The 25,825-nt window shown below is 71.4% G+C and carries 20 protein-coding genes; 17 read left to right on the top strand and 3 right to left on the bottom strand.

Annotated elements, in window-relative coordinates; translation table 11 throughout:
• The first annotated feature begins 14 nt into the window (after positions 1–14).
• The 6 genes from J4N02_RS05320 (at position 15) to J4N02_RS05295 (ending at position 8,197) form a co-directional block, all read left to right on the top strand.
• The gene (locus J4N02_RS05320; protein WP_243760879.1) at positions 15–1,553 is read left to right on the top strand and encodes a leucyl aminopeptidase; all 1,539 of its coding nucleotides are present in this window, start codon (positions 15–17) and stop codon (positions 1,551–1,553) included.
• A 103-nt stretch (positions 1,554–1,656) separates the two neighbouring features.
• The gene (gene sucB, locus J4N02_RS05315) at positions 1,657–3,438 is read left to right on the top strand and encodes a 2-oxoglutarate dehydrogenase, E2 component, dihydrolipoamide succinyltransferase (RefSeq protein WP_188332658.1); all 1,782 of its coding nucleotides are present in this window, start codon (positions 1,657–1,659) and stop codon (positions 3,436–3,438) included.
• A gap of 83 nt (positions 3,439–3,521) precedes the next feature.
• Positions 3,522–4,253, top strand: a complete 732-nt coding sequence (gene lipB, locus J4N02_RS05310; protein ID WP_243760878.1) for a lipoyl(octanoyl) transferase LipB — start codon at positions 3,522–3,524, stop codon at positions 4,251–4,253.
• Between the two features lie 10 nt (positions 4,254–4,263).
• The gene (locus tag J4N02_RS05305) at positions 4,264–6,456 is read left to right on the top strand and encodes a 6-phosphofructokinase (protein ID WP_182814532.1); all 2,193 of its coding nucleotides are present in this window, start codon (positions 4,264–4,266) and stop codon (positions 6,454–6,456) included.
• Positions 6,457–6,482: 26 nt separating this feature from the next.
• On the top strand, positions 6,483–7,430 hold the full coding sequence (lipA, locus tag J4N02_RS05300; RefSeq protein ID WP_182814531.1) for a lipoyl synthase: 948 nt from the start codon (positions 6,483–6,485) through the stop codon (positions 7,428–7,430).
• Between the two features lie 2 nt (positions 7,431–7,432).
• The gene (locus J4N02_RS05295) at positions 7,433–8,197 is read left to right on the top strand and encodes a DUF4191 domain-containing protein (RefSeq protein WP_182814530.1); all 765 of its coding nucleotides are present in this window, start codon (positions 7,433–7,435) and stop codon (positions 8,195–8,197) included.
• A 114-nt stretch (positions 8,198–8,311) separates the two neighbouring features.
• Here the strand turns inward: J4N02_RS05295 and J4N02_RS05290 are convergent, their stop codons facing one another.
• The 3 genes from J4N02_RS05290 to J4N02_RS05280 form a co-directional block, all read right to left on the bottom strand.
• The gene (locus J4N02_RS05290) at positions 8,312–10,132 is read right to left on the bottom strand and encodes an ABC-F family ATP-binding cassette domain-containing protein (RefSeq protein WP_188332657.1); all 1,821 of its coding nucleotides are present in this window, start codon (positions 10,130–10,132) and stop codon (positions 8,312–8,314) included.
• A 498-nt stretch (positions 10,133–10,630) separates the two neighbouring features.
• The gene (locus tag J4N02_RS05285) at positions 10,631–12,025 is read right to left on the bottom strand and encodes an MFS transporter (RefSeq protein ID WP_188332656.1); all 1,395 of its coding nucleotides are present in this window, start codon (positions 12,023–12,025) and stop codon (positions 10,631–10,633) included.
• Positions 12,022–13,404: a nitrate/nitrite transporter gene (locus J4N02_RS05280; RefSeq protein WP_182814527.1), complete on the bottom strand. Its 1,383-nt coding sequence runs from the start codon at positions 13,402–13,404 to the stop codon at positions 12,022–12,024. The genes J4N02_RS05285 and J4N02_RS05280 overlap by 4 nt, the downstream gene beginning before the upstream one ends.
• Before the next feature lie 236 nt (positions 13,405–13,640).
• Here J4N02_RS05280 and J4N02_RS05275 point away from each other — a divergent pair, with 236 nt between their 5' ends.
• From J4N02_RS05275 to J4N02_RS05225, 11 genes are all read left to right on the top strand, one after another.
• Entirely contained in the window at positions 13,641–14,429 is a 789-nt protein-coding gene (locus J4N02_RS05275) for a metalloregulator ArsR/SmtB family transcription factor (RefSeq protein ID WP_188332655.1), read from the top strand.
• The gene (locus tag J4N02_RS05270) at positions 14,426–18,151 is read left to right on the top strand and encodes a nitrate reductase subunit alpha (RefSeq protein WP_182814525.1); all 3,726 of its coding nucleotides are present in this window, start codon (positions 14,426–14,428) and stop codon (positions 18,149–18,151) included. The genes J4N02_RS05275 and J4N02_RS05270 overlap by 4 nt, the downstream gene beginning before the upstream one ends.
• Positions 18,152–18,183: 32 nt before the next feature.
• Entirely contained in the window at positions 18,184–19,905 is a 1,722-nt protein-coding gene (narH, locus tag J4N02_RS05265; RefSeq protein WP_188332654.1) for a nitrate reductase subunit beta, read from the top strand.
• Positions 19,902–20,678 (top strand): nitrate reductase molybdenum cofactor assembly chaperone, encoded by a 777-nt coding sequence (narJ, locus tag J4N02_RS05260; RefSeq protein WP_243760877.1) that lies wholly within the window; start codon positions 19,902–19,904, stop codon positions 20,676–20,678. The genes narH and narJ overlap by 4 nt, the downstream gene beginning before the upstream one ends.
• On the top strand, positions 20,675–21,427 hold the full coding sequence (gene narI, locus J4N02_RS05255; protein WP_188332653.1) for a respiratory nitrate reductase subunit gamma: 753 nt from the start codon (positions 20,675–20,677) through the stop codon (positions 21,425–21,427). The genes narJ and narI overlap by 4 nt, the downstream gene beginning before the upstream one ends.
• A gap of 200 nt (positions 21,428–21,627) precedes the next feature.
• Positions 21,628–21,882 carry a DUF6457 domain-containing protein gene (locus J4N02_RS05250; RefSeq protein ID WP_182814520.1) on the top strand — a complete coding sequence of 85 codons (255 nt, stop codon included), beginning with the start codon at positions 21,628–21,630 and terminating at the stop codon, positions 21,880–21,882.
• Positions 21,879–23,024 carry a ThiF family adenylyltransferase gene (locus J4N02_RS05245; RefSeq protein ID WP_188332652.1) on the top strand — a complete coding sequence of 382 codons (1,146 nt, stop codon included), beginning with the start codon at positions 21,879–21,881 and terminating at the stop codon, positions 23,022–23,024. The genes J4N02_RS05250 and J4N02_RS05245 overlap by 4 nt, the downstream gene beginning before the upstream one ends.
• Positions 23,024–24,244 carry a gephyrin-like molybdotransferase Glp gene (gene glp / locus J4N02_RS05240; RefSeq protein WP_188332651.1) on the top strand — a complete coding sequence of 407 codons (1,221 nt, stop codon included), beginning with the start codon at positions 23,024–23,026 and terminating at the stop codon, positions 24,242–24,244. Before J4N02_RS05245 ends, glp begins: the two co-directional genes overlap by 1 nt.
• The gene (gene moaC / locus J4N02_RS05235; protein ID WP_206662202.1) at positions 24,241–24,720 is read left to right on the top strand and encodes a cyclic pyranopterin monophosphate synthase MoaC; all 480 of its coding nucleotides are present in this window, start codon (positions 24,241–24,243) and stop codon (positions 24,718–24,720) included. The genes glp and moaC overlap by 4 nt, the downstream gene beginning before the upstream one ends.
• A complete protein-coding gene (locus J4N02_RS05230; protein WP_188332650.1) occupies positions 24,720–25,565 on the top strand; it encodes an NTP transferase domain-containing protein in 846 nt (281 codons plus the stop codon). Before moaC ends, J4N02_RS05230 begins: the two co-directional genes overlap by 1 nt.
• Complete coding sequence (locus J4N02_RS05225) at positions 25,565–25,804, top strand: MoaD/ThiS family protein (RefSeq protein ID WP_188332649.1); 240 nt, start codon at positions 25,565–25,567, stop codon at positions 25,802–25,804. The genes J4N02_RS05230 and J4N02_RS05225 overlap by 1 nt, the downstream gene beginning before the upstream one ends.
• Positions 25,805–25,825 lie beyond the last annotated feature (21 nt).

The raw sequence follows: 25,825 nt of genomic DNA, 5'->3' as shown, positions 1-25,825 counted from the left end.
GGTGGGTAGGGTGAGTGACCGGACCCCACTCGACGTACCCGCTGAAGGAGAAGGACCCCGTGCCCAACGCCGCGCTCCCCTCGATCACCGCTGCCGCGTCCCTGCCGAAGGAGGCCGACCTCCTCGTCGTCGGCCTGGCGGACGCCTCGGACGGCCCCGTCCTCGTCGGGGTTCCCGACGAGCTCGACAAGGCGTGGGCCAAGCGCCACGGGACGTCTCTGCTGGAGTCGGCGCAGTCGATGGGCGCCGCGGCCAAGCCCGGCACCACCGTGGTCCTCCCCGGCCAGCCCGGCCTGGTCGTCACGGGCATCGGCGGGGTCGACGTCACCCCCGAGCAGGTCCGCCGGGCCGCGGGCAACGCGGTGCGCGCCGCAGCCAAGGTGGCCGGCGACCGCACGCTGGCCGTCGCGCTCAGCTTCGAGGCCATCGAGCCCGAGGTGCTGCGCGGCGTCGCCGAGGGCGCGCTGCTCGGCGCGTACGGCTACGCCAAGGAGACCCGCCAGGAGGCCAAGCGGCCCCTCGGCTCGCTCGTGGTCGTCTCCCCCGCCAAGGACGCCAAGGCCCACGTCGACGAGGCGACCGTCGTCGCCACCGCCGTGTGCCGCGCCCGCGACTGGGTGAACACCCCGCCGAACGCCCTCTACCCCGAGACCTTCGCCGACGCCGCCCGTGCGCTGGCGCGCGACGCGCGCCTCGACGTCGAGGTGCTCGACGAGAAGGCGCTGGCCCGCGGCGGCTACGGCGGCATCCTCGGCGTCGGCGGCGGCTCGTCCCGCCCGCCGCGCCTGGTCCGCATCGAGTACAACCCCCGCGGCGCGAAGACCCACCTTGCCCTCGTCGGCAAGGGCATCACCTTCGACACCGGGGGCCTCAACCTCAAGCCCGCCGACGGCATGATCACCATGAAGTGCGACATGGCCGGCGCCGCCGCGGTGATCGCCGCCGTGCGCGCGATCGCCGACCTCAAGCTCAAGGTGCGCGTCACCGCCTACGCGGCCATGGCCGAGAACATGCCCTCGGGTACGGCCTACCGCCCCTCCGACGTGCTGACCATGTACGGCGGCAAGACGGTCGAGAACGCGAACTCGGACGCCGAGGGTCGCCTCGTCATGGCTGACGCGCTGGTCCGTGCCGGGGAGGACAACCCCGACCTGGTCGTCGACGTCGCCACCCTCACGGGCGCCTGCGTGGTCGCCCTGGGCGAGCGCGTGGCCGGGCTGATGGCGTCCGACGACGAGACCGCCGACGACCTGCTGGACGCCGCCGAGGCCTCCGGCGAGGCGTTCTGGCAGTTGCCGATCCCGGAGGAGATCCGCGACAACCTCAAGTCGGAGGTGGCCGACCTGGCCAGCTCGGGCAAGTCCCGCTACGGCGGTGCCCTCACGGCGGCGGCGTTCCTGCAGTCGTTCGTGCCCGAGGGGAACCGTTGGGCGCACCTCGACATCGCCGGCCCCGCGTGGAACGGCGGCGGCCCCTACGACTACGTGCCCACCGGTGGCACGGGGTCCGGGGTCCGCACCCTCATCTCCCTCGCCCGGCAGCTCGCCGGGTGAAATCCACCGTCCGCCAACCGGCGGATCCGGTGTGTGCAGTCCCCCGGCAGGGGGCTAGTCTGGGTCAGGAAACGGCCAGTCATCGAAGAAGGAGCCTGTGAGCATGCCGACCAATGTCCCCCTTCCCGCACTGGGTGAAAGCGTCACGGAAGGCACCATCTCCCGCTGGCTGAAGCAGGTCGGCGACACCGTCGAGGTCGACGAGGCGCTGGTGGAGGTGTCGACCGACAAGGTCGACACCGAGATCCCGTCGCCGGTGGCCGGCACGGTGCTGGAGATCCTCTTCCAGGAGGACGACACCGCCGAGGTCGGCGCCGTCCTGGCCGTGATCGGCGAGCCCGGCGAGGCCTCCGGCGGCGGCGACGCCCCCGCGGCCGCCCCGGCCGAGGAGGTCCAGGAGGTGGCCGACACCCCCGCCGAGGAGCAGGCCGCCCCGGTCGACCCGAGCGCGGCCGAGCAGCAGGCCGCCGCGGCCCCCTCCGGTGGTGCCGCGCAGGGCACCGAGGTGACCCTGCCCGCGCTGGGTGAGTCCGTCACCGAGGGCACCATCTCCCGCTGGCTCAAGGCCGTCGGCGACACCGTCGAGGCCGACGAGGCCCTGGTCGAGGTCTCCACCGACAAGGTCGACACCGAGATCCCCTCCCCCGCCGCCGGCACCCTCCTCGAGATCCGCGTCCAGGAGGACGAGACCGCCGAGGTCGGCGCCGTCTTGGCCATCATCGGCGACCCCAACGCCGCCGGCTCCGCCCCCGCCGAGGCCCCCGCGGCCCCCGCCCAGGAGGAGCCCAAGCAGCAGGAGGCCCCGAAGGAGGAGCCGAAGCAGGAGGCTCCCCAGGAGCCCAAGCAGGAGGCCCCGAAGCAGGAGGCTCCCAAGGAGGAGGCCGCGCCGCGCCGGGCCGCCGAGGCGCCCGACACCGGCTACGTGACCCCGCTGGTCCGCAAGCTCGCCGCCCAGCACGGCATCGACCTGAACTCGGTGCAGGGCTCCGGCGTCGGTGGCCGCATCCGCAAGCAGGACGTCCTGGCCGCCGCCGAGGCCGCCAAGGCCCCGAAACAGGAGGCCCCCGCCGCCGCTCCGGCTGCTGCTCCCGCCGCCGCTGCACCGGCCGCCCCGGCCGCACCCGCGGCGTCCGCCCCGCAGGGTGACCCGGCCGCCGAGGCCAAGCGCGGCACGACCGAGAAGATGTCGCGCCTGCGCAAGATCATCGCCTCGCGCATGGTCGAGTCCCTGCAGGTCTCGGCGCAGCTCACGGCGACGGTCGAGGTCGACCTGACCAACATCAGCAAGATCCGCGCGAAGGCCAAGGACGCCTTCAAGGCCCGCGAGGGTGCCTCGCTGTCGTACCTGCCGTTCATCACGAAGGCGGCGGTCGAGGGCCTGAAGAACTTCCCGAAGCTCAACGCGCAGATCGACACCGAGGCCGGCGAGATCCACTACCGCGACTCCGAGCACGTCGGCATCGCCGTGGACACCGAGCGTGGCCTGCTGGTCCCGGTCGTCAAGGACGCGGGTGACCTCAACGTCACCGGCCTGGCCAAGAAGATCGCCGACATCGCGGCGCGGACCCGCACCAACAAGGTGGGCCCCGACGAGCTGTCCGGCGGCACCTTCACCATCACGAACTACGGGTCGGCGGGCACGCTGTTCGACACCCCGATCGTGAACCAGCCCGAGGTCGCCATCCTCGGCACCGGCGCGCTCGTGAAGCGCCCGGTCGTCGTGAACGACCCCGAGCTGGGTGAGGTCATCGCGATCCGCGACATGATGTACCTGTCGCTGTCCTACGACCACCGCCTGGTCGACGGTGCCGACGCCGCGCGCTTCCTCTCCTTCGTGAAGGCGCGCCTGGAGGAGGGCGACTTCGGGGCCGAGTTCGGCGCCTGATGCACACCGCAGCACACCGACGGGCCCGCTCCCAGCATGGGGGCGGCCCGTCGGCGTCCCGGGATGCGCGTACAGTGCCCGGCGTGCAGCATCCCTCCACCCGTGACGGGTTCACGTTCGAGTACCTGGGCTTCGACGGCACCGACCTGGCCCCCAGCGACTACCGCGCGACCTGGGACTACCAGCGCGCCGTCCACGCCCGGGTGGTCGCCGGAGAGGTCGGCCCGCAGGTGCTCTACGTGCAGCACCCGCCCGTCTACACCGCCGGACGCCGCACCCTCGACACCGAGCGCCCCTTCGACGGCACCCCGGTGATCGACGTCGACCGCGGCGGCAAGATCACCTACCACGGCCCCGGCCAGCTGGTCGGCTACCCGATCGTGACGCTGTCGCGCCAGATCGGACCCCTCGAGTACGTGCGCCGCCTCGAGCAGGCGGTGATCGACGTGCTGGCCCCGCTCGGCATCCGTGGCGGGCGGGTCGACGGGCGCACCGGCGTCTGGCTGCCCGCCGACGACGGACGCCCCGAGCGCAAGATCTGCGCCATCGGCATCCGGGTGTCACGGATGACGACCATGCACGGGTTCGCCCTCAACGTGTCCGCCGACTCGGTCGGCCCGTTCGGCAACATCGTGCCGTGCGGCATCGACGACGCCGGCGTGACCAGCATCGCCGACGAGGTCGGCTCGGCCGCCGCGCTGGTCGACGTCGCCCGGGACCTGGAGCCCCTGCTGGCCCGTGAGCTCGCCTTCGCCCTCGAGACAGGTGCGGCCGGTCGCGCCGCGCGACTCCCCGTGGAGGCCGCGGGGGCCTAGGGTTGGGTCCATGGCAGTGCGCATCGGTGTCCTGACCTCGGGCGGGGACGCCCCCGGCATGAACGCGGCCGTGCGGGCCGTGGTCCGCGCCGGCATCGGCGCCGGCGCCGAGGTCTACGGGATCCTCGAGGGTTGGAAGGGCGCCGTCGACGGGGGCGACCAGATCCGCCCGCTGTCGTGGGACGACGTGTCCGGCATCACCGCCGACGGCGGCACCGTGATCGGCACCGCCCGGTGCGCCGAGTTCCGCACCGAGGAGGGCCGGCGCCGGGCCGCGGCGAACCTCATCGGCCACGGCATCGACCGCATCATCGTGATCGGCGGCGACGGCTCCCTCACCGGCACCGACATGCTGCGCGCCGAGTGGCCCGACCACGTGGCCGCCCTGCGGGACGCCGGCGAGATCACCCCCGAGCAGGCCGAGCGCCACGGGCACCTGGTCATCGCCGGCCTCGTCGGGACGATCGACAACGACATGGTCGGCACCGACATGACGATCGGCACCGACTCCGCCCTCCACCGCATCACCGAGGCGATCGACGCCATCGCCAGCACCGCGGCGTCCCACCAGCGCATCTTCGTCGTCGAGGTGATGGGCCGCCACTGCGGCTACCTCGCCCTGATGAGCGCGATCGCGGGCGGTGCCGACTACGCGCTGGTGCCCGAGTTCCCGCCCGAGGCGGGCTGGCAGTCGCACCTGGCGTCGGTGCTGAAGCGATCCCGCGACGCAGGGCGGCGCAGCTCGATCGTCGTGGTGGCCGAGGGCGCCGCCGACCGGCAGGGGCGTCCCATCACGGCCGACGACGTGCGCAGCGCGCTGGCCGACGAGATGGGCGAGGACCCCCGCGTCACGATCCTGGGCCACGTCCAGCGCGGTGGCATCCCCTCGGCCTACGACCGGTGGATGGCGTCCCTGGTCGGGCACGCGGCCGTCGACGAGGTGCTGCGGGGCGATCGCGAGCCGCAGGTCATCGGCGTCCGGGCCAACCGCCCGCACCCCATGCCGCTGGCGGACGCCGTGGCCGCCACCCGCGCCGTGGCCACGTTCGTCGAGGAGGGGCGCTACGAGGAGGCCATGGCCGCCCGCGGCAGCTCCTTCGTCCAGATGCACAAGACCTTCCGCCGGCTGTCGGAGGCCCGCACCCGCGGTCCCGAGCACGCCACCGGCAAGCGCATCGCCGTCATGCACGCGGGCGGGCTCGCGCCGGGCATGAACCCCGCCGCGAAGGCCCTGGTCCGGCTGGGCGTCGACCGCGGGCACACGATGGTGGGGGTCGAGGGCGGCTTCCCGGGCCTGATCGCGGGCGACCTGCACGAGCTCGGGTGGGCCGACGTCGAGGGCTGGTCGTCGGCGGGCGGGGCCAACCTGGGCACCCAACGGTGGATCCCCGGCGAGGAGGACCTCTACGCCCTTGCGCGCTCGATCGAGACCCAGGCCCTGGACGGCATCGTCGTCATCGGCGGGTTCCAGGCCTACCGGGCGCTCACCCTGTTCCACGCCGAGCGCAAGCGGTTCCCCGCCCTGGGGATCCCGATGGTGGTCGTGCCGGCGTCCATCGACAACAACCTGCCCAGCCTGCAGATGGCCATCGGTGCCGACACCGCCCTCAACGTGGCGGTCGAGTCGGTGGACCGGATCAAGCGGTCCGCGTCGGCCACGCAGCGGGCGTTCGTGGTCGAGGTGATGGGACGCCGGTGCGGCTTCCTCGCCCTGACCACCGGTGTCGCCGCCGGCGCCGAGCGCGTCTACCTGCAGGAGGACGGGCTCACCATCGCCGACCTCAAGGAGGACGTGGACGCGATGATCGAGGCCTTCGCGTCCGGGCAGGACCGGTGGCTGGCGATCCGCAACGAGGAGGCGTCCGCGTTCTACACCACCGACCTGCTGACCCGGATGTTCGAGGCCGAGGGTCGGGGCGCGTTCAGCGTCCGCGGCGTGGTGCTCGGCCACGTCCAGCAGGGCGGCATCCCGACCCCCTTCGACCGCATCAACGGCGTCCGGCTGGCCGCGCAGGTGACCGACTGGATGACCGAGGCGCTGGCGTCCGGCGAGGCCGTGCACGGGTTCACCACACCGGAGGGCGTCCGGTCGGTGCGCGACCTGGACGACCTCGTGGACTGGGACGTGCGGCGTCCGAAGGAGCAGTGGTGGATGGTGCTGAAGCCGGTGCTGTCCGCCCTCGGGAGCCGCCCGACGGCATGACCCGTACCCGAGCCTAGGATGGTCGGGTGACCGACACCCAGCCACGTCGACTGCTGCGCATCGAGGCGCGCAACGCAGAGACCCCGATCGAACGCAAGCCGGCCTGGATCAAGACCAAGGCGGTGATGGGCCCGGAGTACCGGGACATGCAGTCACGGGTGAAGGGCGGCGGCCTGCACACGGTGTGCCAGGAGGCCGGGTGCCCCAACATCTTCGAGTGCTGGGAGGACCGCGAGGCCACCTTCCTCATCGGCGGCGACCAGTGCACGCGCCGCTGCGACTTCTGCCAGATCGCGACGGGGCGTCCATCGGGCTACGACAAGGACGAGCCGCGCCGCGTCGCCGAGTCGGTGCGCGAGATGGGCCTGCGCTACGCGACCGTGACCGGCGTGGCCCGCGACGACCTGCCCGACGGCGCGTCGTGGCTGTACGCCGAGACCTGCCGCCAGATCAAGGAGCTCAACCCCGGTTGCGGCGTCGAGCTGCTGGTCGACGACTTCAAGGGCTCGCGCTCGGCGCTGGAGACGGTGTTCGAGGCGGCCCCCGAGGTGTTCGCGCACAACGTCGAGACCGTGCCACGGATCTTCAGGCGCATCCGCCCGGCGTTCGACTACGACCGCTCGCTGTCGGTGCTGGCCCAGGCCCGCGAGGCGGGGCTGGTGACCAAGTCGAACCTGATCCTGGGCATGGGCGAGACGCGCGAGGAGATCACGCAGGCCCTGGTCGACCTGCGCTCGGCGGGCACCGAGCTGGTCACGATCACGCAGTACCTGCGCCCGTCGGCCAAGCACCACCCGATCGACCGCTGGGTGACGCCCGAGGAGTTCGGTGAGCTGGAGACCGAGGCGAAGGCCCTAGGATATGCAGGAGTGCTCTCGGGGCCGCTCGTCCGCTCGTCCTACCGTGCGGGCCGGCTCTACCGCCAGGCGATCGATGCCCGGCGCAAGGCACCCGTGACGACCAGCGTGGAGTGAGAATGGCCAGCGAAAAGGCGAAGGAACTCGCCGCCAAGCAGAAGGCCGCCATCAAGGCGGAGAAGCTGCGGCGCAAGAACAGCGACGACCCGCGGGACTGGGGTCGTTGGCGTCAGTTCGTCGAGGCGTACAAGCGCACCGCCGAGGTCGACCCGTCGGTGACGTGGTGGATGCTCGGCGTCGGCCTGGGCCTCGTCGCCCTGATCGCCGTGCTGGGCATCGTGTCGAACATGGCCTGGTGGGCTTGGCTGCCCCTGGCGCTGGTCTCGGGCGTGCTCGGCGCCATGATCATGCTCACCCGGCGGGTGAAGTACGCGATGGTGAAGCGCTACGAGGGCCAGCCCGGTTCGGCCGAGGTCGCCCTGCAGCTGCTGAACAACAAGAAGTACACCTACGACATGGGCATCGCCGCGACCCGCCAGCTCGACCTGGTGCACCGCGTCGTCGGCCCCAGCGGCATCGTGCTCATCGGCGAGGGCACCGTGGGCCGCGTGCGTCCGCTGATCCAGGGCGAGGCCCGCAAGCACGAGCAGGTCTCGTACGGGACGCCCGTGACCCAGGTCCTGCTCGGCAAGGGCGACGGCCAGGTCAAGCTGGGCGACCTCGAGAAGCACATCAAGGCCCTGCCCAAGGCGCTGCAGCCCCACCAGGTGACCGAGGTGCGCCAGCGCCTGCGCGCCCTGGACGCCGTGCGCCCCAAGGCGCCGATGCCCAAGGGCCCGATGCCGACGCCCAAGGGCATCAACCGGGCGATGCGCGGGCGCTGAGCCTGGTTCGGGCCGCGGTCTGGTGCATGCGGCCCATTGACTCGAACCCAACAGTGGATCCTGGTCGGACTACCGGCCCCGATCCACTGTTGTGTCAGGGTCAGTACAGCGAGCTCAGCCTTCGAGGGCTTCCGAGAGTTCCAGCCACTGGAGCTCGAGCTCCTCGACCTCGGACTCCATCGCGCCGATGGCGGCCATCTTCGTGGCGAGCCCTGCGTAGTCGGTGTGGTCGTGTTCGGCGAGGGCGACCTTGGCGGCGTCCACCTGGGCGGTGAGCTTGGCGATACGCCGCTCGACGGCGGCGACCTCCTTCTGGGCGGCGCGCAGCTCGGCGCCACTCAGCCCATTCCCGGACGCCGCAGGCGCAACTCCCCGCGCGGGGGCGGCAGCCCGCCCCGACCCGGACGCCGCAGGCGCAGCCTGGGCGCGCCGCAGGCGGAGGTACTCGTCGACGCCGCCGGGGAGGTGGCGCAGGTGCCCACCCATCACGGCGTACTGCTGGTCGGTGACGCGCTCGAGGAAGTACCGGTCGTGGGACACCACGATCAGGGTGCCCGGCCACGAGTCGAGGAGGTCCTCGACGGCGGCGAGCATGTCGGTGTCGAGGTCGTTGGTGGGCTCGTCGAGGATCAGCACGTTCGGCTGGGCGAGCAGGATCAGCAGCAGCTGCAGGCGACGCTGCTGGCCACCGGAGAGGTCCTTGATCGGGGTGCTCAGCTGGGCGCTGGTGAACCCGAGGCGCTCGAGCAGCTGGCTGGGCGTCATCTCCTGCGCCTTGGAACCCGACCCGAAGGTGTAGCTGGTGCGCAGGCGTCCGATCATCACCCGCACGGGCTCGTCGAGGTGCTCCTCCAGCCCGCCCAACTGCTGGCTGAGGGTGGCCACCTGCACGGTCTTGCCGCGCTTCACCCGGCCCGAAGACGGCTTAAGCGAGCCGTCGATGAGCTTCAGCAGCGTCGACTTGCCGGCGCCGTTGACGCCGAGGATGCCGGTGCGCTCGCCGGGAGCGAGGCGCCACTCGATGCCGCGCAGCACCTCGTTGTCGCCGTAGGAGACGCCGGCGTCGTGCAGGTCGATGACGTCCTTGCCGAGGCGGGCGACGGCCAGCGACTGCAGGCCGACGGTGTCGCGCAGCGGCGGCACGTCGGCGATGAGCGCGTTGGCGGCGTCGATACGGAACTTCGGCTTGGACGTACGCGCGGGCGCGCCGCGGCGGAGCCACGCGAGCTCCTTGCGGGCGAGGTTCTGGCGGCGCTGCTCGATGGCCGCGGCCTGCCGGTCGCGCTCGACGCGCTGAAGGATGTAGGCGGCGTACCCGCCCTCGAAGGGCTCGACGATCCGGTCGTGCACCTCCCACGTCGCGGTGCACACCTCGTCGAGGAACCAGCGGTCGTGCGTGACGACCATCAGCCCGCCGGCGTTGGCCGCCCAGCGCTGCTTCAGGTGCCCTGCGAGCCAGGTGATGCCCTCGACGTCGAGGTGGTTGGTGGGCTCGTCGAGGGCCAGGACGTCCCACTCCCCCGCCAGCAGCCCCGCCAGCGCGACCCGGCGGCGCTGGCCGCCCGAGAGCGACCCCACGACACCGTCCCACGGCACGTCGGCGAGCAGCCCGGCGATGACGTCGCGCACCTTCGGGTCGCCGGCCCACTCGTGCTCGGGGGCGTCCCCGACGACGGCCTCCGCCACCGTCAGCGACTCGTCCAGTGTGTCGGCCTGGTCGAGCACGCCGATGCGCAGGTCGCGCCGGGTCGTGACCTTGCCGGCCATCGGCGCGAGGCGTCCGGCCAGCATGGCCAGCAGCGACGACTTGCCGTCGCCGTTGCGCCCGACGATGCCGATGCGGTCGCCCTCGTTGACCCCGAGCGTGACGGAGTCGAAGACGACCTTGGTGGGGAATTCGAGGTGGAGCCCTTCGGCCCCGAGCAGGTGTGCCATGTCGGGGGCCAGACTAGCTGGACGAGGAGGGGCCGGTCCCGCCGGGACTGCGCTGAAACGGGCCCGAACATGGTTCAAGCCCGACACCACCGCTTTGTGGTGTCAGGCTTGGATTGTCGTTTCGCATCCCCTGGGCCGGGGAGCGGGGGGTTCAGGAACCCCGGGGTGTCCTCAGAGCTGGTGGGCCTGGGCCATCTCCTCGGAGATCTCGTTCCACATCTCGACGATGTCGCTGAGCTTCATGCTGCACCTCCTCGCTTTCCTTCTTCACGTCCTCCCTTGAGGACACCTCCAATTTATAGTCACTCCGACTAATAGGCAAGCGAGGGGCCTCGCAGGGCGTGCAAACGATGACAACAAGCCATCCACAAGCCCGGATGCACCGGGCGAACCGGGCGCGGACACAGACGCACCCCCAAAGTGAATCCGCACCCACTGGAGCAGGTGCGGATTCACTCGGGAGGTGCGTCTGCCGGGGCCGGCCAAGGCCCCCGGCGGTCAGCTGGGCTTCGGGGCGCCCGGGCGGGCGTAACGCCACCAGGTGAGCGCGACGCACAGGACGGCCCACACGACGCCGATCCAGTAGAACGGCACGACGCCGAGCGTGGTGAGGCCGATGCCGAACAGGAACGGGCCGAAGGCGGCGATCGCGGCGGTCCAGCCGATGACGCCACCGGCCTGGCGGGGCTCGAAGATCATCGGCATCTGCTTGAACGTCGACGCGTTGCCGATCCCCGCGAACAGGAAGATCAGCAGCATGCCCCACAGGAAGCGGTTGAAGCCGGCCGAGAGCGTGGCCGCCGACGTCAGGTCGGGGGTCAGGCCGCCGATGGTCCACCAGATCGAACCGACGAGGCCGATGCCGGACACCAGCGTCCAGATCGCGCCACCCATCTTGTCGGTGAGCGGGGCGAACAGCACGCGCGCGCCGGCGCCGACGAGCGGCCCGAGGAAGACGTACTTCGCGGGGTCGGGCACGGTGTAGCCGTCGACGAGGATCTGCGCCGCCGCGCCGGTCCCCTGGACGATCGCGGCGTTGCCGGAGCCGTACAGCTGGTTCATCAGCAGGCCGAACTGGGCCGACAGGCCGGAGAACGTGCCGAAGGTCATGATGTAGAGGATCGTCATCCACCAGGTGTCCTGGTTGGAGAAGATGTCGAACTGCTGGCGGATGTTGGCCTTGATCGGCACGGACTTCAAGTACTGCCAGGCCAGGTACGCACCGATGAGGATGAAGGGCAGCCAGACGTAGGAGGCGGCCTGGTACCAGACCGTCTGGTCGGGCTTGCCGGGCAGCTTCATCTCCTGGCTGATGCCCATCCACCAGAACATGCCGAAGCCGATGATCCACGGGGTGAGCAGCTGCACCAGCGAGACACCGAAGTTGCCGATGCCGGCCTGCAGGCCCAGCGCGGTGCCCTGCATGCGCTTGGGGAAGAAGTAGGACGTCGAGGGCATGAAGCCCGAGAACGCGCCGCCGCCGATGCCGGCGAGGAACGCCAGTACGAGCAGTTCCCAGTAGGGCGCCGTGCCCGGCAGCATGGTGCGCACGCCCCAGCCGAGCACCGGGAAGAACAGCAGCAGCGTGGTCAGCGCCACCATCTTGCGGGTGCCCATGATCGGGGGCAGCACCATCCAGACCAGGCGCAGGAGGCCGGCCGACAGGCCCGGGGTCGCCGCGAGCCAGTACAGCTGGCCGGGCGTGAAGTTGTAGCCGATCGCGTTGAGCTTCGGGATGATCGCGCTGGGCAGGAACCAGGCGACGAAGCACATCGTGAGCGTGAAGGTCGTGATCCACAGGGTGCGCCAGGCAAGAGCCTTGTCCCAGGTGGCCTCGTCCTCGGGATTCCAGGCGGTCAACCATTCCTTGCCGGAACGGGCTTCTGTACTCATCGCAGTTCCTCCTCGGTGAGGGCGGTGGTGGAGCGGGCGGGGACGTACTCACGGGGGCTGGCCGGCGAGGACGGGACCTCGATGGCGTCGCCCAGGTGCGGGGACTCGGCGTGGAGCATGCGGTGGATGGTCCAGTGCATCCAGACCAGGGAGATGGCGGTGACGGCGAAGAGGATCGCGAACGTCGAGTTGGCCATGCCGGTGAACTGCTTGGTGTAGGCGAACATCGGCGGGAGGAAGAAGCCGCCCAGGCCGCCGAGCATCCCGACCAGGCCACCCACGGACCCGACGTTGTCGGGGAAGTACGTGGGGATGTGCTTGTAGACCGCGGCCTTGCCGACGCCCATCGCACAGCCGATCACGAAGACCAGGGCGACGAACAGCCAGAGGTTGATCGCGTAGTGCATGACCTCGTTGCGCCCACCGTCGGGCTGGTACAGCACGATGTGGCCGTTGGGCATCATCAGGACGCCGGAGGCGGCGAGCATCACGAAGAAGGTGCCGTACATGGCCCTGCGTGCGCCCCAGCGGTCGCTGAACCAGCCACCGACCGGCCGCAGCAGGGAGGCCGGGAAGATGAAGGTCGCCGTGAGCAGGCCAGCGGTCGTGAGGTCGACCCCGAAGTTGTCGACGTAGTAGGCCGGCAGGGTCGCCGACAGCGCGACGTACGCGCCGAACACGACGACGTAGTACAGCGAGAACCGCCACACCCGGATGTCCTTGAGGGGCTCCAGCATCGCCGCGACGCTCTTGGTCGCGCCGGGCATCCGGTCGGCGTGCGGGGTGACGAAGAACAGGGTGACGGCGATGGCCAGCAGCAGCACGCCGTAGATGACCGGGATGAGTCGCCAGCCGCCCACGACACCGAGGCCGTACGTGGCCCCCGCGGTGGCCGCGATGATCGCAGGGCCGATGAACTTGGTCACCGAGGCACCCACGTTGCCGGCGCCGAACAGGCCCAGGGCGAAGCCCTTGCGGCGGTCGGTGAACCACGCGTTGTTCCACGCGACACCGACGCTGAAGCTGTTGCCGACGAAGCCGACCAGGAAGGCCAGCACGAGCAGCATGGGGTAGCTGTTGGCAAACGAGACCGCGAACGACGCCACCGCCCCGGACACCAGCAGGAACAGCATGACCTTCTTGCCACCGATGCGGTCGGCCAGCATGCCGGCCGGCAGGCGCCACATCGAGCCGTTGAGGACGGCCACCGCGCTGATCCAGCTGAGCTCGACGTCGGTCAGCCCGAACTCCGCCTGGATGGGCTTGCCGAGGATGCCGAACATCAGCCACACCGCGAACATCATCGTGAACGCGATGGTGGACATCGTCAGCACCCGGCCAGAACCGGGCGCCTCGTGTCGCTGGACTTCTCCGACCATGCGGGGGCTCCTTGATATGTCGGCCGATATCCTTTTTATGAGGACCAACCGGATGAAACCACACGCCTGACAACACCGTCAACTACACGGCGTAGGTTTGCAAACACGGCCGTGAAATCAAGTTTTCAAGCGCAATCTACCGGAGTTTGCACGCCGCCGCAGGGATCTGGTTAGACTCAGGACGACCTTCCTCCAAACCCGTGCGAGGGAGCCCGCGAAACAGACGGGGGGCGACGATGACCGAGGCACAGGTCCAGCCGTTGGACGTGCTCTCGTCACCCGTGCGCCGCGAGATCGTGGACGCCCTCGCCAACCTCCCCCACCTCACCAGCGCGGGCCAGCCCAACCGAAGCACCGGCCTGACCGCCGCCGACCTCGCCGAACGCCTCCACCTCCACGTGACCACGGTCCGGTTCCACCTCGACCGCCTCGAGCAGGCCGGCCTGGTGGCCTCCCACGACGAGCGCGCGCGCGTCGGACGCCCCCGCCGCCGGTTCACCGTCCAGCCCGGCCAGCTCACCGAGGTCACGGCCCCCGACGCCTACCGCCTGCTGGCGGAGGTGCTCGCCGCGTCGATGGCCTCGGGCGAGTCCCACGACGCCGCCGAGGCGGGTCGCCGCTGGGCCCTCGAGCACGCGGCCGAGCTCGTCGGCATCGACGTCGCCGAGAACAGCACCCCGGCCAGCACGCCCGGCGCCTGGCTGGCGAAGGTCGGCGCCGTCCTCGACGTCCTCGACCGCTGGGGCTACCAGCCCACCGTCTCCACCGCCGACGCCGGCCGCACCGCCCAGCTGGGCCTGCACCACTGCCCCCTGCGACAGCTGGCGGTGGACAACCCGGCCGTCGCCTGCGGCGTCCACCGCGGCGTGATCCAGGGCACCCTCGAGGCCCTCGGCGAGACCGACGCGACGGTCAGCCTCATCCCCTTCGTCCAGCCCGAGCTCTGCGTCGCCCGGCTGAGCACCGCGACCCCGTTCCCCGAACGTTCCGTCCCCGTCCCCCCGACCGAAAGGCCAGCACGATGACAGCCACGCAGCCCCGGCCCGCCTCCTCCGCCGGACTCGACGGCCCCCTCGCCGACGCCCTGATCGGCGCCGGGAAGTTCTTCAGCAAGGCCCCCGTCACCGCCGACAACCGGGCCGTGTTCAAGGAGGGTGGCCGCGGCGACTGGTTCTACCGCGACCGCTGGGCCTACGACAAGGTCGTCCGCTCGACCCACGGCGTGAACTGCACCGGGTCGTGCTCGTGGAAGGTGTACGTCAAGGACGGCATCATCACATGGGAGGCGCAGCAGACCGACTACCCCAGCGCCGGCCCCGACAAGCCCGAGTACGAGCCCCGCGGCTGCCCGCGCGGCGCCGCGTTCTCCTGGTACACCTACTCCCCCACCCGGGTGCGCTACCCCTACATCCGCGGCGTCCTGATGGACATGTACCGCCAGGCCAAGGCCGAGCACGGCGACCCGGTCGTCGCGTGGGCGTCCATCGTCCAGGACCCCGAGAAGGCCAAGCGCTACAAGAGCGCCCGCGGCAAGGGCGGCCTGGTCCGCGCCACGTGGGACGAGGCGATCGAGATGGTCGCCGCCGCGCAGGTCTACACGATCAAGCGCTGGGGCCCCGACCGCATCGCGGGCTTCTCCCCCATCCCGGCCATGTCGATGGTCTCCCACGCCTCCGGCGCCCGCTACACCAGCCTCATCGGCGGGTCGATGCTGAGCTTCTACGACTGGTACGCCGACCTCCCGGTCGCCTCCCCGCAGGTCTTCGGCGACCAGACCGACGTCCCCGAGTCCGGCGACTGGTGGGACGCGGGCTACCTGATCATGTGGGGCTCGAACGTCCCGCTCACCCGCACCCCCGACGCCCACTGGATGACCGAGGCCCGCTACCGCGGCCAGAAGGTCGTCGTCATGGCGCCCGACTACGCCGAGAACGTGAAGTTCGCCGACGAGTGGCTGCCCGTCGCGCCCGGCACCGACGCCGCGCTCGGCATGGCCATGGGCCACGTCGTGCTCAAGGAGTTCTTCGTCGACCGGCAGGTGCCCTACTTCGAGGAGTACACCCGCGCCTACACCGACCTGCCCTTCCTCGTCACGCTCGACGCGGTGGGCTCGGACGCCGCGGGCCAGGTCGTCTTCCGGCCCGGCAAGAACCTGGTCGCCGGCGACTTCGACAACCCCGAGGCCGACAGCGAGAACGCGATGTTCAAGCCGGCCCTGTGGGACGCCGCGACCAACGCGCCGGCGATCCCCAACGGCACCCTGGGCCACCGCTTCGGCGACGAGGGCCTGGGCAAGTGGAACCTCGACCTCGGCGACCTCCGCCCCGAGCTCACCCTGCTCGGGGAGGAGTCCGTCGAGGTCGAGCTCCCGCTGTTCGACTCCCCCGACGGCACGCCGACGACGGTGCGACGCGGCGTCCCGGTGCGCCGGGTGGGCGACAAGCTGGTCACCACGGTGTTCGACCTGATGCTGGCCCAGTACGGCGTCGGACGCCCCGGCCTGCCGGGCACGTGGCCCACCGGCTACGGCGACGAGACCGGCGCCTACACCCCGGCGTGGCAGGAGATGATCACCAACGTCCCGGCCGCCCAGGTCGAGCGCGTGGCGCGCGAGTTCGCGCAGAACGCCGAGGACACCAACGGCCGCTCGATGATCCTGATGGGCGCCGGCACCAACCACTGGTACCACTCCGACCTGATCTACCGCACGATGCTGATGCTGACGACCATCACCGGTTGCCAGGGCCGCAACGGTGGCGGGTGGGCGCACTACGTGGGCCAGGAGAAGGCCCGCCCGATCACCGGCTGGGCGCAGATGGCGTTCGGTCTGGACTGGAGCCGTCCGCCGCGGCAGATGATCCAGACCGGCTACTGGTACATCAACACCGACCAGTGGCGTTACGACACCTTCACCGCCGACGAGCTGGGTGCCGGCGACGCCGGCAACGGCCAGTTCAAGGGCAAGGTCACCGCCGACCTGTACGCGCAGTCGGCCCGCTCGGGCTGGATGCCGTCCTACCCGACGTTCGACCGCAACCCGCTCGTGCTGGGCGACGCCGTCAAGGCGTCCGGCCAGGAGGTCGGCCGCTACGTGGCCGACGCGCTGAAGTCGGGCGAGCTGAAGTTCGCCGTCGAGGACCCGGACGCCGAGGAGAACTGGCCGCGCGTGCTGATGCTGTGGCGCGCCAACCTCTTCGGCAACTCCGCCAAGGGCGACGAGTACTTCCTCAAGCACCTGCTCGGCACCGACCACGCGGTCAGCGCGGCCGAGAGCCCCGAGCACCTGCGCCCCAAGGACATCGTGTGGCGGCCCGAGGCGCCGCAGGGCAAGCTCGACCTGGTCCTCACGCTGGACTTCCGCATGACGAGCTCGACGCTGATGTCCGACGTGATCCTCCCCGCGGCCACGTGGTACGAGAAGCACGACATCAACACCACCGACATGCACCCGTTCGTGCACCCGTTCACCCCGGCGATCAACCCGCCGTGGCAGTCCAAGACCGACTGGGACAGCTTCCGGCTGCTGGCCAACCAGTTCTCCGAGCTGGCCCGCCGCCACCTGGGCACCCGCACCGACGTCGTGGCCGTGCCGCTCCTGCACGACTCCCCCGACGCGATGGCGACCCCGCACGGCATCGTGGCGGACTGGAAGACCGGCGAGGTCGAGCCCGTGCCGGGCGTGACGATGCCCAAGCTGGTGCTGGTCGAGCGCGACTACACGCAGATCGGCGAGAAGTACGGCGCGATCGGCCCGCTGATGGACAAGCTGGGCACGACCACCAAGGCCGTCACGGTCGACGTGAACTCGGCGATCACCTACCTCAAGGGCAAGAACGGCGTCCGCACCGGTGAGGGGGTCGACGCGGGGCGTCCGAAGCTCGACCACGGCATCCACGTCGCCGAGACGATCATGGCGCTGGCCGGCACGACCAACGGCCACCTCGCGGTGCAGGGGTTCAAGACCCTGGAGAAGCGCACCGGGCAGAAGATGCACGACCTGGCGGCCGAGCACGAGGGCAAGATCATCACCTTCAACGAGATCGTGGGCCAGCCCACCCCGGTGATCACCTCGCCCGAGTGGTCGGGTTCCGAGTCCGGCGGTCGCCGGTACTCCCCGTTCACCATCAACGTCGAGCGGCTGAAGCCCTGGCACACCCTCACCGGGCGCCAGCACTTCTACCTCGACCACGACTGGATGAACGCGCTCGGCGAGATGCTGCCGACCTACCGCGGCCCGCTCAACATGACCCAGCTGTTCGGTGAGACCCCGCTGGGCGAGACCAACGAGCTGGGCGTGTCCGTGCGCTACCTGACCCCGCACTTCAAGTGGGCGATCCACAGCCAGTACCAGGACAACTGGTTCATGCAGAACCTCTCCCGCGGCGGGCAGCAGGTGTGGATGAGCGTGCAGGACGCCGAGAAGGTGGGCATCGCCGACAACGACTGGATCGAGCTGGTCAACCGCAACGGCGTCGTCGCCGCCCGCGCGATCGTGTCGCACCGCATGCCCGAGGGCACGGTGTACATGTACCACTCCCAGGACCGCCTCATCGACGTGCCGCTGACCGAGACCAACAACCGGCGCGGCGGCATCCACAACTCGATGACCCGCATCCTGATCAAGCCGAGCCACATCATCGGCGGCTACGCGCAGCTGGCGTTCGCCTTCAACTACCTCGGCCCGACCGGCAACAACCGCGACGAGGTGACGATGCTCCGCAAGCGCACCGCCCCGCTGGCCTACTGACCCACCACCCACGAGCCAAGGAGACGAAGAACATGCGCATCATGGCCCAGATGGCGATGGTGATGAACCTCGACAAGTGCATCGGGTGCCACACGTGCTCGGTGACCTGCAAGCAGGCGTGGACCAACCGCACCGGCCTGGAGTACGTCTGGTTCAACAACGTCGAGACCCGACCCGGCCTGGGGTACCCGCGCCGGTACGAGGACCAGGAGACCTGGAAGGGCGGCTGGGAGCTCGGCCGCAACGGGCGGCTGAAGCTGAAGGGTGGCGGCCGCCTGGCCAAGCTCGCCACGATCTTCAACAACCCCAAGCTGCCCGAGATCGAGGACTACTACGAGCCCTGGACCTACGACTACGAGAACCTGCTCAACGCGCCGGCGCAGAAGACGTTCCCGGTCGCCCGCCCGCACTCGCTGCTGGACGGTCGGCCGATGAACCCGCAGTGGGGCGCCAACTGGGACGACGACCTGGGCGGCACGTACAAGACCGGTCACGACGACCCGATGCTGAAGGGCATCGAGGAGAAGGTGACCTTCGAGTTCGACAAGTCGTTCATGTTCTACCTGCCGCGCATCTGCGAGCACTGCCTCAACCCGACCTGCGCGGCGTCCTGCCCCTCGGGCGCGATCTACAAGCGCGAGGAGGACGGGATCGTCCTGGTCGACCAGAACCGCTGCCGCGGCTGGCGCATGTGCATCTCGGGCTGCCCGTACAAGAAGATCTACTTCAACCACTCCACCGGCAAGGCCGAGAAGTGCACCTTCTGCTACCCGCGCGTCGAGGTGGGCATCCCGACGGTGTGCTCCGAGACCTGCGTGGGCCGGCTGCGCTACATCGGCCTCATGCTGTACGACGCCGAGGCCGTCACCGCCGCCGCGTCGATGAAGGACGACCGTGACCTGTACGAGGCGCAGCGCGGCGTGTTCCTCGACCCGCGTGACCCGGCGATCGCCCGCGAGGCCGAGCGCCAGGGCATCCCGCTGGACTGGATCGAGGCGGCGAAGAAGTCTCCGGTGCTGCGGCTGATCAACGACTACAAGGTCGCCCTGCCGCTGCACCCCGAGTACCGCACGATGCCGATGGTCTGGTACATCCCGCCGCTGTCCCCGATCGTGGACGCCGTGCGCGAGACCGGCCACGACGCCGAGGACGCCGGCAACCTGTTCGGCGCCATCGACGCCCTGCGGATCCCGCTGGAGTACCTGGCGAACCTGTTCACCGCCGGTGACGTGGAGCCGGTGCGGCAGGTGCTCGACAAGCTGGCCGCGATGCGCTCCTACATGCGCGACATCAACCTCGAGCGCGAACCGCGCGAGGAGATCGCCCAGGCCGTCGGGATGACCGGCGCCGAGGTGAAGGAGATGTTCCGCCTGCTGGCCATCGCCAAGTACGACGAGCGCTACGTCATCCCCACCGCGCACGCCGAGCAGGCGCACGCGCTGGAGGAGCTCGCCACCGACTGCCCGGTCGGCGAGGGCGGCCCGGGCGCGTTCGGCGGCGGCTCCGGCGGGCCGGTGCCCGTCGCGATCCAGACGCTGCGCGAGACCAAGGAGCGCATGCAGGCCGACGACATGAGCCAGGTCCCCGGCTCGGTCAGCTACCTGCAGTGGGACGGCCGCGGCGTGCCGGGCAAGGACTCCTCCGAGGAGGTCGAGCACCGCCACGGCATCCCCGGCGCGGGCCCCGACCTGCCGGCCGACCCGCGCGCCGAGGCGCCGCTGAAGGGCATGAGGGCGCAGGAGGACCCGCAGTGAGCCGACGACCCGCCGAGTGGCTCGGCCGCCTCGTGGGGGGCGGCCGGCCGCAGCCCGCGGCGTCCGAGATGCCGGTGCGGCGCAGGCACCCGGCCCCCACCCTGCCCGAGCCCCAGCTGCGCACCGCCTGGCAGTTGGCCTCGCTGCTGCTCAGCTACCCCGACGAGCGGGTGCTGGGCCTGCTGCCGGCCATCCGTGAGGCGGCCGTTACGCTGCCGGACGCCGTGGGCCAGCCCCTGCTGCGCCTGGCCGACCACCTGGCCGACGCCGACGCCCAAGCCGTGTGCACGGCCTACGTGGACACCTTCGACACCACCCGCAAGTGCGCCCTGCACCTGACCTACTACGCCCACGGCGACACCCGGAAGCGGGGCATCGCGCTGGTGCAGTTCAAGCAGGCGTTCCGGCGGGCGGGCCTCGAGGTGAACGACGACGAACTGCCCGACCACCTGTCGGTGGTGCTGGAGTTCGGCGCCACGGGCTCGGTCGACGTGGCGTGGAAGCTGCTGAACGACCACCGGTCCGGGATCGAGCTGCTGCAGCTCGGCCTGGACGCCAAGGACTCGCCGTGGGCGGACGCCGTGACCGCCCTGCGCGCGACGCTCCCGCCGCTGGACGGCACGCAGGCCGAGGCCGTGGCCCGACTGCTCGCCGAGGGTCCGCCCAACGAGGAGGTCGGCCTCGACGGCTACGCCCTCGACCCGCGGCTCAACCCCCACCCCGCCGACGACGACCTCGACCTCTCGCTCGACCTGACAGGAGCCCAACGATGAGCACCTTCCTGTTCGCTGTCTTCCCCTACCTGGCGATGGCGGTGTTCGTCGTCGGGATGATCTGGCGCTACAAGTACGACAAGTTCGGCTGGACCACGCGCAGCTCGCAGCTGTACGAGAGCAAGCTGCTGCGCATCGGCTCGCCGCTGTTCCACTACGGCATCCTGATGGCCGTGCTGGGCCACGCGATGGGCCTGGTGATCCCCAAGGGCTGGACCGACGCGATGGGCATCGACCAGCACACCTACCACCTGGTCGCGGTCATCGGCGGCGTCACCGCCGGCCTGATGGTGACGATCGGCTTCATCATCCTGGTGTTCCGCCGGCGCACGGTGAAGACGGTCTTCAACGCGACCACGGTCAACGACAAGGTGATGTACCTGGTCCTGGGCCTGAACATCTTCTTCGGCATGTGGAACACGATCAGCACCGCTCTGGGTGACGAGCACTTCTACAACTACCGCGAGGGCGTCTCGGTCTGGTTCCGGTCGATCTTCATGGCCCAGCCGAACGTCGAGGCGATCGCGATGGTCGGCACGCCGATCCAGTTCCAGGTGCACGCCGTCCTGTCGTTCCTGCTGATCATGATCTGGCCGTTCACCCGCCTGGTGCACGTGTTCTCGGCGCCGGTCCAGTACCTGGCCCGCCCGTACATCGTCTACCGCAGCAAGGGCGACACCGGCCAGCGGCCGACCCCGTCGCGCGCACCGCAGGGCACGTGGAAGAGCCCCACGGCGTCCAAGCGATAACCTAGGGCCGTGACCGACACGTTCGCTGCGGAGACGACGGCGTCCCCGGGATTCCGCTCCGACGCCGCCCCCGACCGCTTCATGCGCCGCCTGTTCGGCGTCCGGGCGCCGGGGCCTGATCAACATCGGGCTGTTCGCGTTCATGATCGTGTTCGCGATCGGCTGTGGCCTGCTGGGCTGGTTCGGCTGAGGCCGGTCCCATGAGCCGTCCCCCCATCGACCAGGCGCGCTGGCAGGCGTGGATCGACCACGTCTGCGCCGCCGTGGGTGTGGACCCGGCGCTGGTCGACGCGCGGGCCGTCCACGACCTGACCGGCACCGTCGCCACTACCTACGAGCGGCCGATGGCCCCGGTGTCGGCCCACCTCTGGGGCCTGGCGATCGCCGCCGGGACGCCCCCGGCCGAGGCTGTCGACCACCTCGTCGACGCGGCCCGGGAGGCCGCCGCGTCGTGACCCCCCTGCCCCCGCTGGTCGAGCCGGGTCCCCCGCTCACGCGCGCGGAGACCCACCGCTACGCCCGCCACCTGCTTGTCCCCGCGATCGGCGAGGACGGCCAGCGCCGCCTGCGCAACGCCCACGTCGCGGTGATGGGCGCCGGCGGCCTCGGCTCCCCCGCGCTGCTGTACCTGGCCGCGGCCGGCGTCGGGAGGCTCACGATCATCGACGACGACGTGGTCGACGTCACCAACCTGCACCGGCAGGTCATCCACCCCGACGCGGCCGTGGGGACGCCCAAGGTCGACTCCGCCGCCGCCGCGGTCCGCGCGCTGAACCCGACGGTCGAGGTGGTGACCCGCGGCGTCCGGCTGGTGCCGGGGAACGCGGCCGAGCTGTTCGCCGGGGCCGACCTCGTGCTCGACGGCACCGACAACTTCGAGACCCGGTACGCGGTCAACGACGCCTGCGCCGAACTCGGCCTGCCGTACGTGTGGGCCTCGGTCTACCGCACCCAGGCGCAGGTGTCGGTGTTCTGGGCCGCCCCGCCGGCGGGGTTCGTCGGCACCGACCTGCGCGACCTGTTCCCCCACCCGCCGGCCCCCGGCACCGTCCCGAGCTGCGGGGACGCCGGCGTCCTGGGCGCGCTCACCGGCCAGGTCGGGTCGATGATGGCCGCCGAGGCGGTCAAGCTGATCTGCGGCGTCGGCGAGCCCCTGCTCGGCAGGGTCGCGTTCGTCGACCTGCTCGCCGCGACCGTGCAGCACATCCCGCTGGTCCCGGGCGACCGAACCGCCGCACCGCCTGCCCCTTCCCCCGCCGAGGAGACGACCGTGACCGAGACCCTGTCCCCCACCGAGCTGGCCGCCGAGCTGGCCGGCGACGCCCCGCCCGTGGTGCTGGACGTGCGCGAGCCCGCCGAGGTCGCGATCGCCGCCATCGACGGGTCGGTGCGCGTGCCGCTGGCCGAGGTGCTGGCTGACCCCACCGCCACGGGCATCGACCCCGACGCCGACGTGGTCGTGCACTGCAAGGTGCAGCCCCGCGCCGAGGCCGCCGCCCGCGCGCTGGAGGCCGCCGGGTACGCGCGGGTGCGCGTGCTCGAGGGCGGGATCCTGGCCTGGGTGGCCGACGTCGACCCGAGCCAGGCGTCGTACTGATGGCTTCGACGCAGCGCGTCCTGCTCTCGGTCGAGGAGTACCTCGCCGAGGTGCTGGCCCTCGTCCGCCCGCTCGCCGACACCGAGCGGGTGCCGCTGGCCGAGGCCGCCGGGCGCACGCTCGCCGAGCCGGTGCTGGCCCGCGCCGACGTGCCCACCTTCGCCAACTCGGCCATGGATGGCTACGCCGTGCGGGCCGCCGACCTCGTGCCGGGCGTGACGCTGCACGTGGCCGGCGAGGTGCTGGCCGGCTCGTCGGAGGACCCGGTCTTCGGCGGCTGCGCCTGCGTGAAGATCATGACCGGCGCCCCCCTCCCCTCGTGCGCGGACGCCGTCGTGCCCGTCGAGCAGACCACGCCCGTCGAGGGCGGCGTCCGGATCGACGCCGTCGTCGAGCGCGGCCGCCACGTCAGGCACGCGGGCGAGGACCTCCGCGCCGGCGACCTGGCACTGGACGCCGGCGTCCGGCTCGACGCGCACGCGCTGGCCGCCGCGGCCGCCGCCGGGGTTCCCACCCTCGCCTGCGTGCGCCGCCCCGTGGTGGGCGTGATCGCGACCGGCGACGAGCTCGTCCCGCCCGGCCAGGCGCTGGGACGCGGGCAGATCTTCGAGTCCAACGGAACGCTGCTCGCCGCCCTGCTCACGCGCGACGGCGCCACCCCCCGCACCCCGGACGCGGTGCGCGACACCCCTGAGGACCTCACCGCGGCGCTGGATGCCCTCGCCCCCGCGTGCGACCTCATCGTCGTCTCCGGCGGCGTCAGCGTCGGGGACGCCGACGTCACCCGCATCGTGCTCGAGGCCGGCGGGGCGCGGTTCCGCCACGTCCGGATGCAGCCGGGCAAGCCGCAGGGCTGGGCGCGCTGGGGCGCGGGGGGCGTCCCCGTGGTCGCGCTGCCCGGAAACCCGCTGTCGGCCGCGATCAGCTACGAGACGTTCGTCGCCCCCGCCCTCGACCGGCTGCACGACCGCCCCACCCCCGGCTGGTCGGTCGCCGTGGCCACCGTGGGCTGGGACTCACCGCCCGGACGCCGCCAGCTCATCCCCGTCGTCCTCGACGTCGACACAACCGGCCGCCAGCTGGCCCGGCCCGCGCACCGCCGCGGGTCGGCGTCGCACATGGTCACCTCGCTCGTGCTCGCGGACGGGATCGCCGCCGTCGGCGAGGACGTCACCACGGTCGCCCCCGGCGACCTCGTCGCCGTCAGGAGGCTCCCGTGACCGAGATGCCGTTCACCCACCTCGACGCGTCCGGCAGCGCCCGAATGGTCGACGTGACCGCCAAGCAGCCGACGGTGCGCGCGGCCACCGCCGCGGCGTCCGTCGTCGTGTCCGCCGACGTGGTCGACCTGTTGCGTTCGGGCGACGTGCCCAAGGGCGACGTGCTCGCGGTGGCCCGCATCGCGGGCATCCAGGCCGCGAAGAAGACCCCCGACCTGCTGCCGCTGGCGCACGTCATCGGCGTCCACGGCTGCGAGGTCGACCTGACCCTGCGCGACGACGGCGTGGACGTCCGCGCCACCGTGCGCACCGCTGACCGCACCGGGGTCGAGATGGAGGCGCTCACGGCTGTCAGCGTGGCCGCGCTGGCGATCATCGACATGGTCAAGGGCCTGGACCGCTTCGCCCACATCGAGCACGTGCGCCTGCTCGCCAAGGAGGGCGGCCGTTCCGGCACCTGGAAGCGGGAGAACTGATGTACGACGCGATCATCGTGGCCGGCGGGCAGGGCTCGCGGATGGGCTACGTCTCGAAGGCCGACCTGGACGTGTCCGGCGAGCGCCTGCTCGACATCGTGCTCCGCGCGACGGCGGGCGCCGCGACCACCGTGGTGGTGGGCGACGTGGCCGTCCCGCTCGGCGTCGTCGTGACCCGCGAGGACCCGCCCGGCACCGGCCCGGCCGCCGGACTGCTGGCCGGGCTGGACGCCGTCGCCTCCCCCGCGCCGTGGACGCTCGTGCTGGCCTGTGACCTGCCGGACGCGCCCGCCGCGGTCGGCGTCCTGCGCTCGGCCCTCGACACCGCCCCCGACGACGCGGACGGCCTGTGCCTGCGCGACGCCGGCGGCGAGCTGCAGCACCTCGCGGCCCTCTACCGGACGCCGGCACTGCGGCGCGCGTTCGCCGCTTGGGGCGATCCCGCGAACCGCTCCGTGCGCGGGGTGATGGCCTCGCTGTCGCTGCTGCCGGTCGACCCGGGCGACGCCTCGGTCGAGGACCTCGACACCCCCGAGCAGCTCGCGCGCTGGGTCGCCTCCAACCCCGCGGCCCCCGCCAACGCCGCCGAGGACAACAAGGAGGGCTGGCGCGCGTTCGTCGAGGACGCCTGCGCCCGCCTCGGCCTCGACGCCGCCCGCGTCGACGAGCACGCACTGCTGCGCCTGTCCCGCCGGGTGGCCCACGAGGGGGCCCGGCCGATGGCGCCGGTCTCCACCTTCATCCTCGGCCTGGCGCTGGGCGCCGACCCCGAGGCCGACCCCGTCGCGGTCGCGACCGCGCTGCAGGACGCCATCGCCACCGCCCCGCTCCCCGAGGAGGACTGATGCCCACCGTCCGCTTCTTCGCCGCCGCCGCCGAGGCCGCGGGCACCAACACGGTCGTGGTCGACGCCGCGACCCTGGGCGAACTGCGCGACGCCCTCGTGGAGGAACACGGCGAGGGCTTCTCGCGCGTGCTCGACCGGTGCTCGATCCTCGTCGAGGGCCACCGCACCGACGACCGCGAGACGCCGTTGTCACCCACGATGCTCGTCGACGTCCTGCCGCCCTTCGCCGGGGGCTGACGTCGATCGTCTCCCCTTGTC

Origin of the sequence: Propioniciclava sp. MC1595, from assembly GCF_017569205.1 — a bacterium.
In the GTDB taxonomy this organism is placed as follows: domain Bacteria; phylum Actinomycetota; class Actinomycetes; order Propionibacteriales; family Propionibacteriaceae; genus Propioniciclava.
Note: the sequence above shows the minus strand (reverse complement) of the source record. Positions and strands in the feature narration are given on the sequence as shown.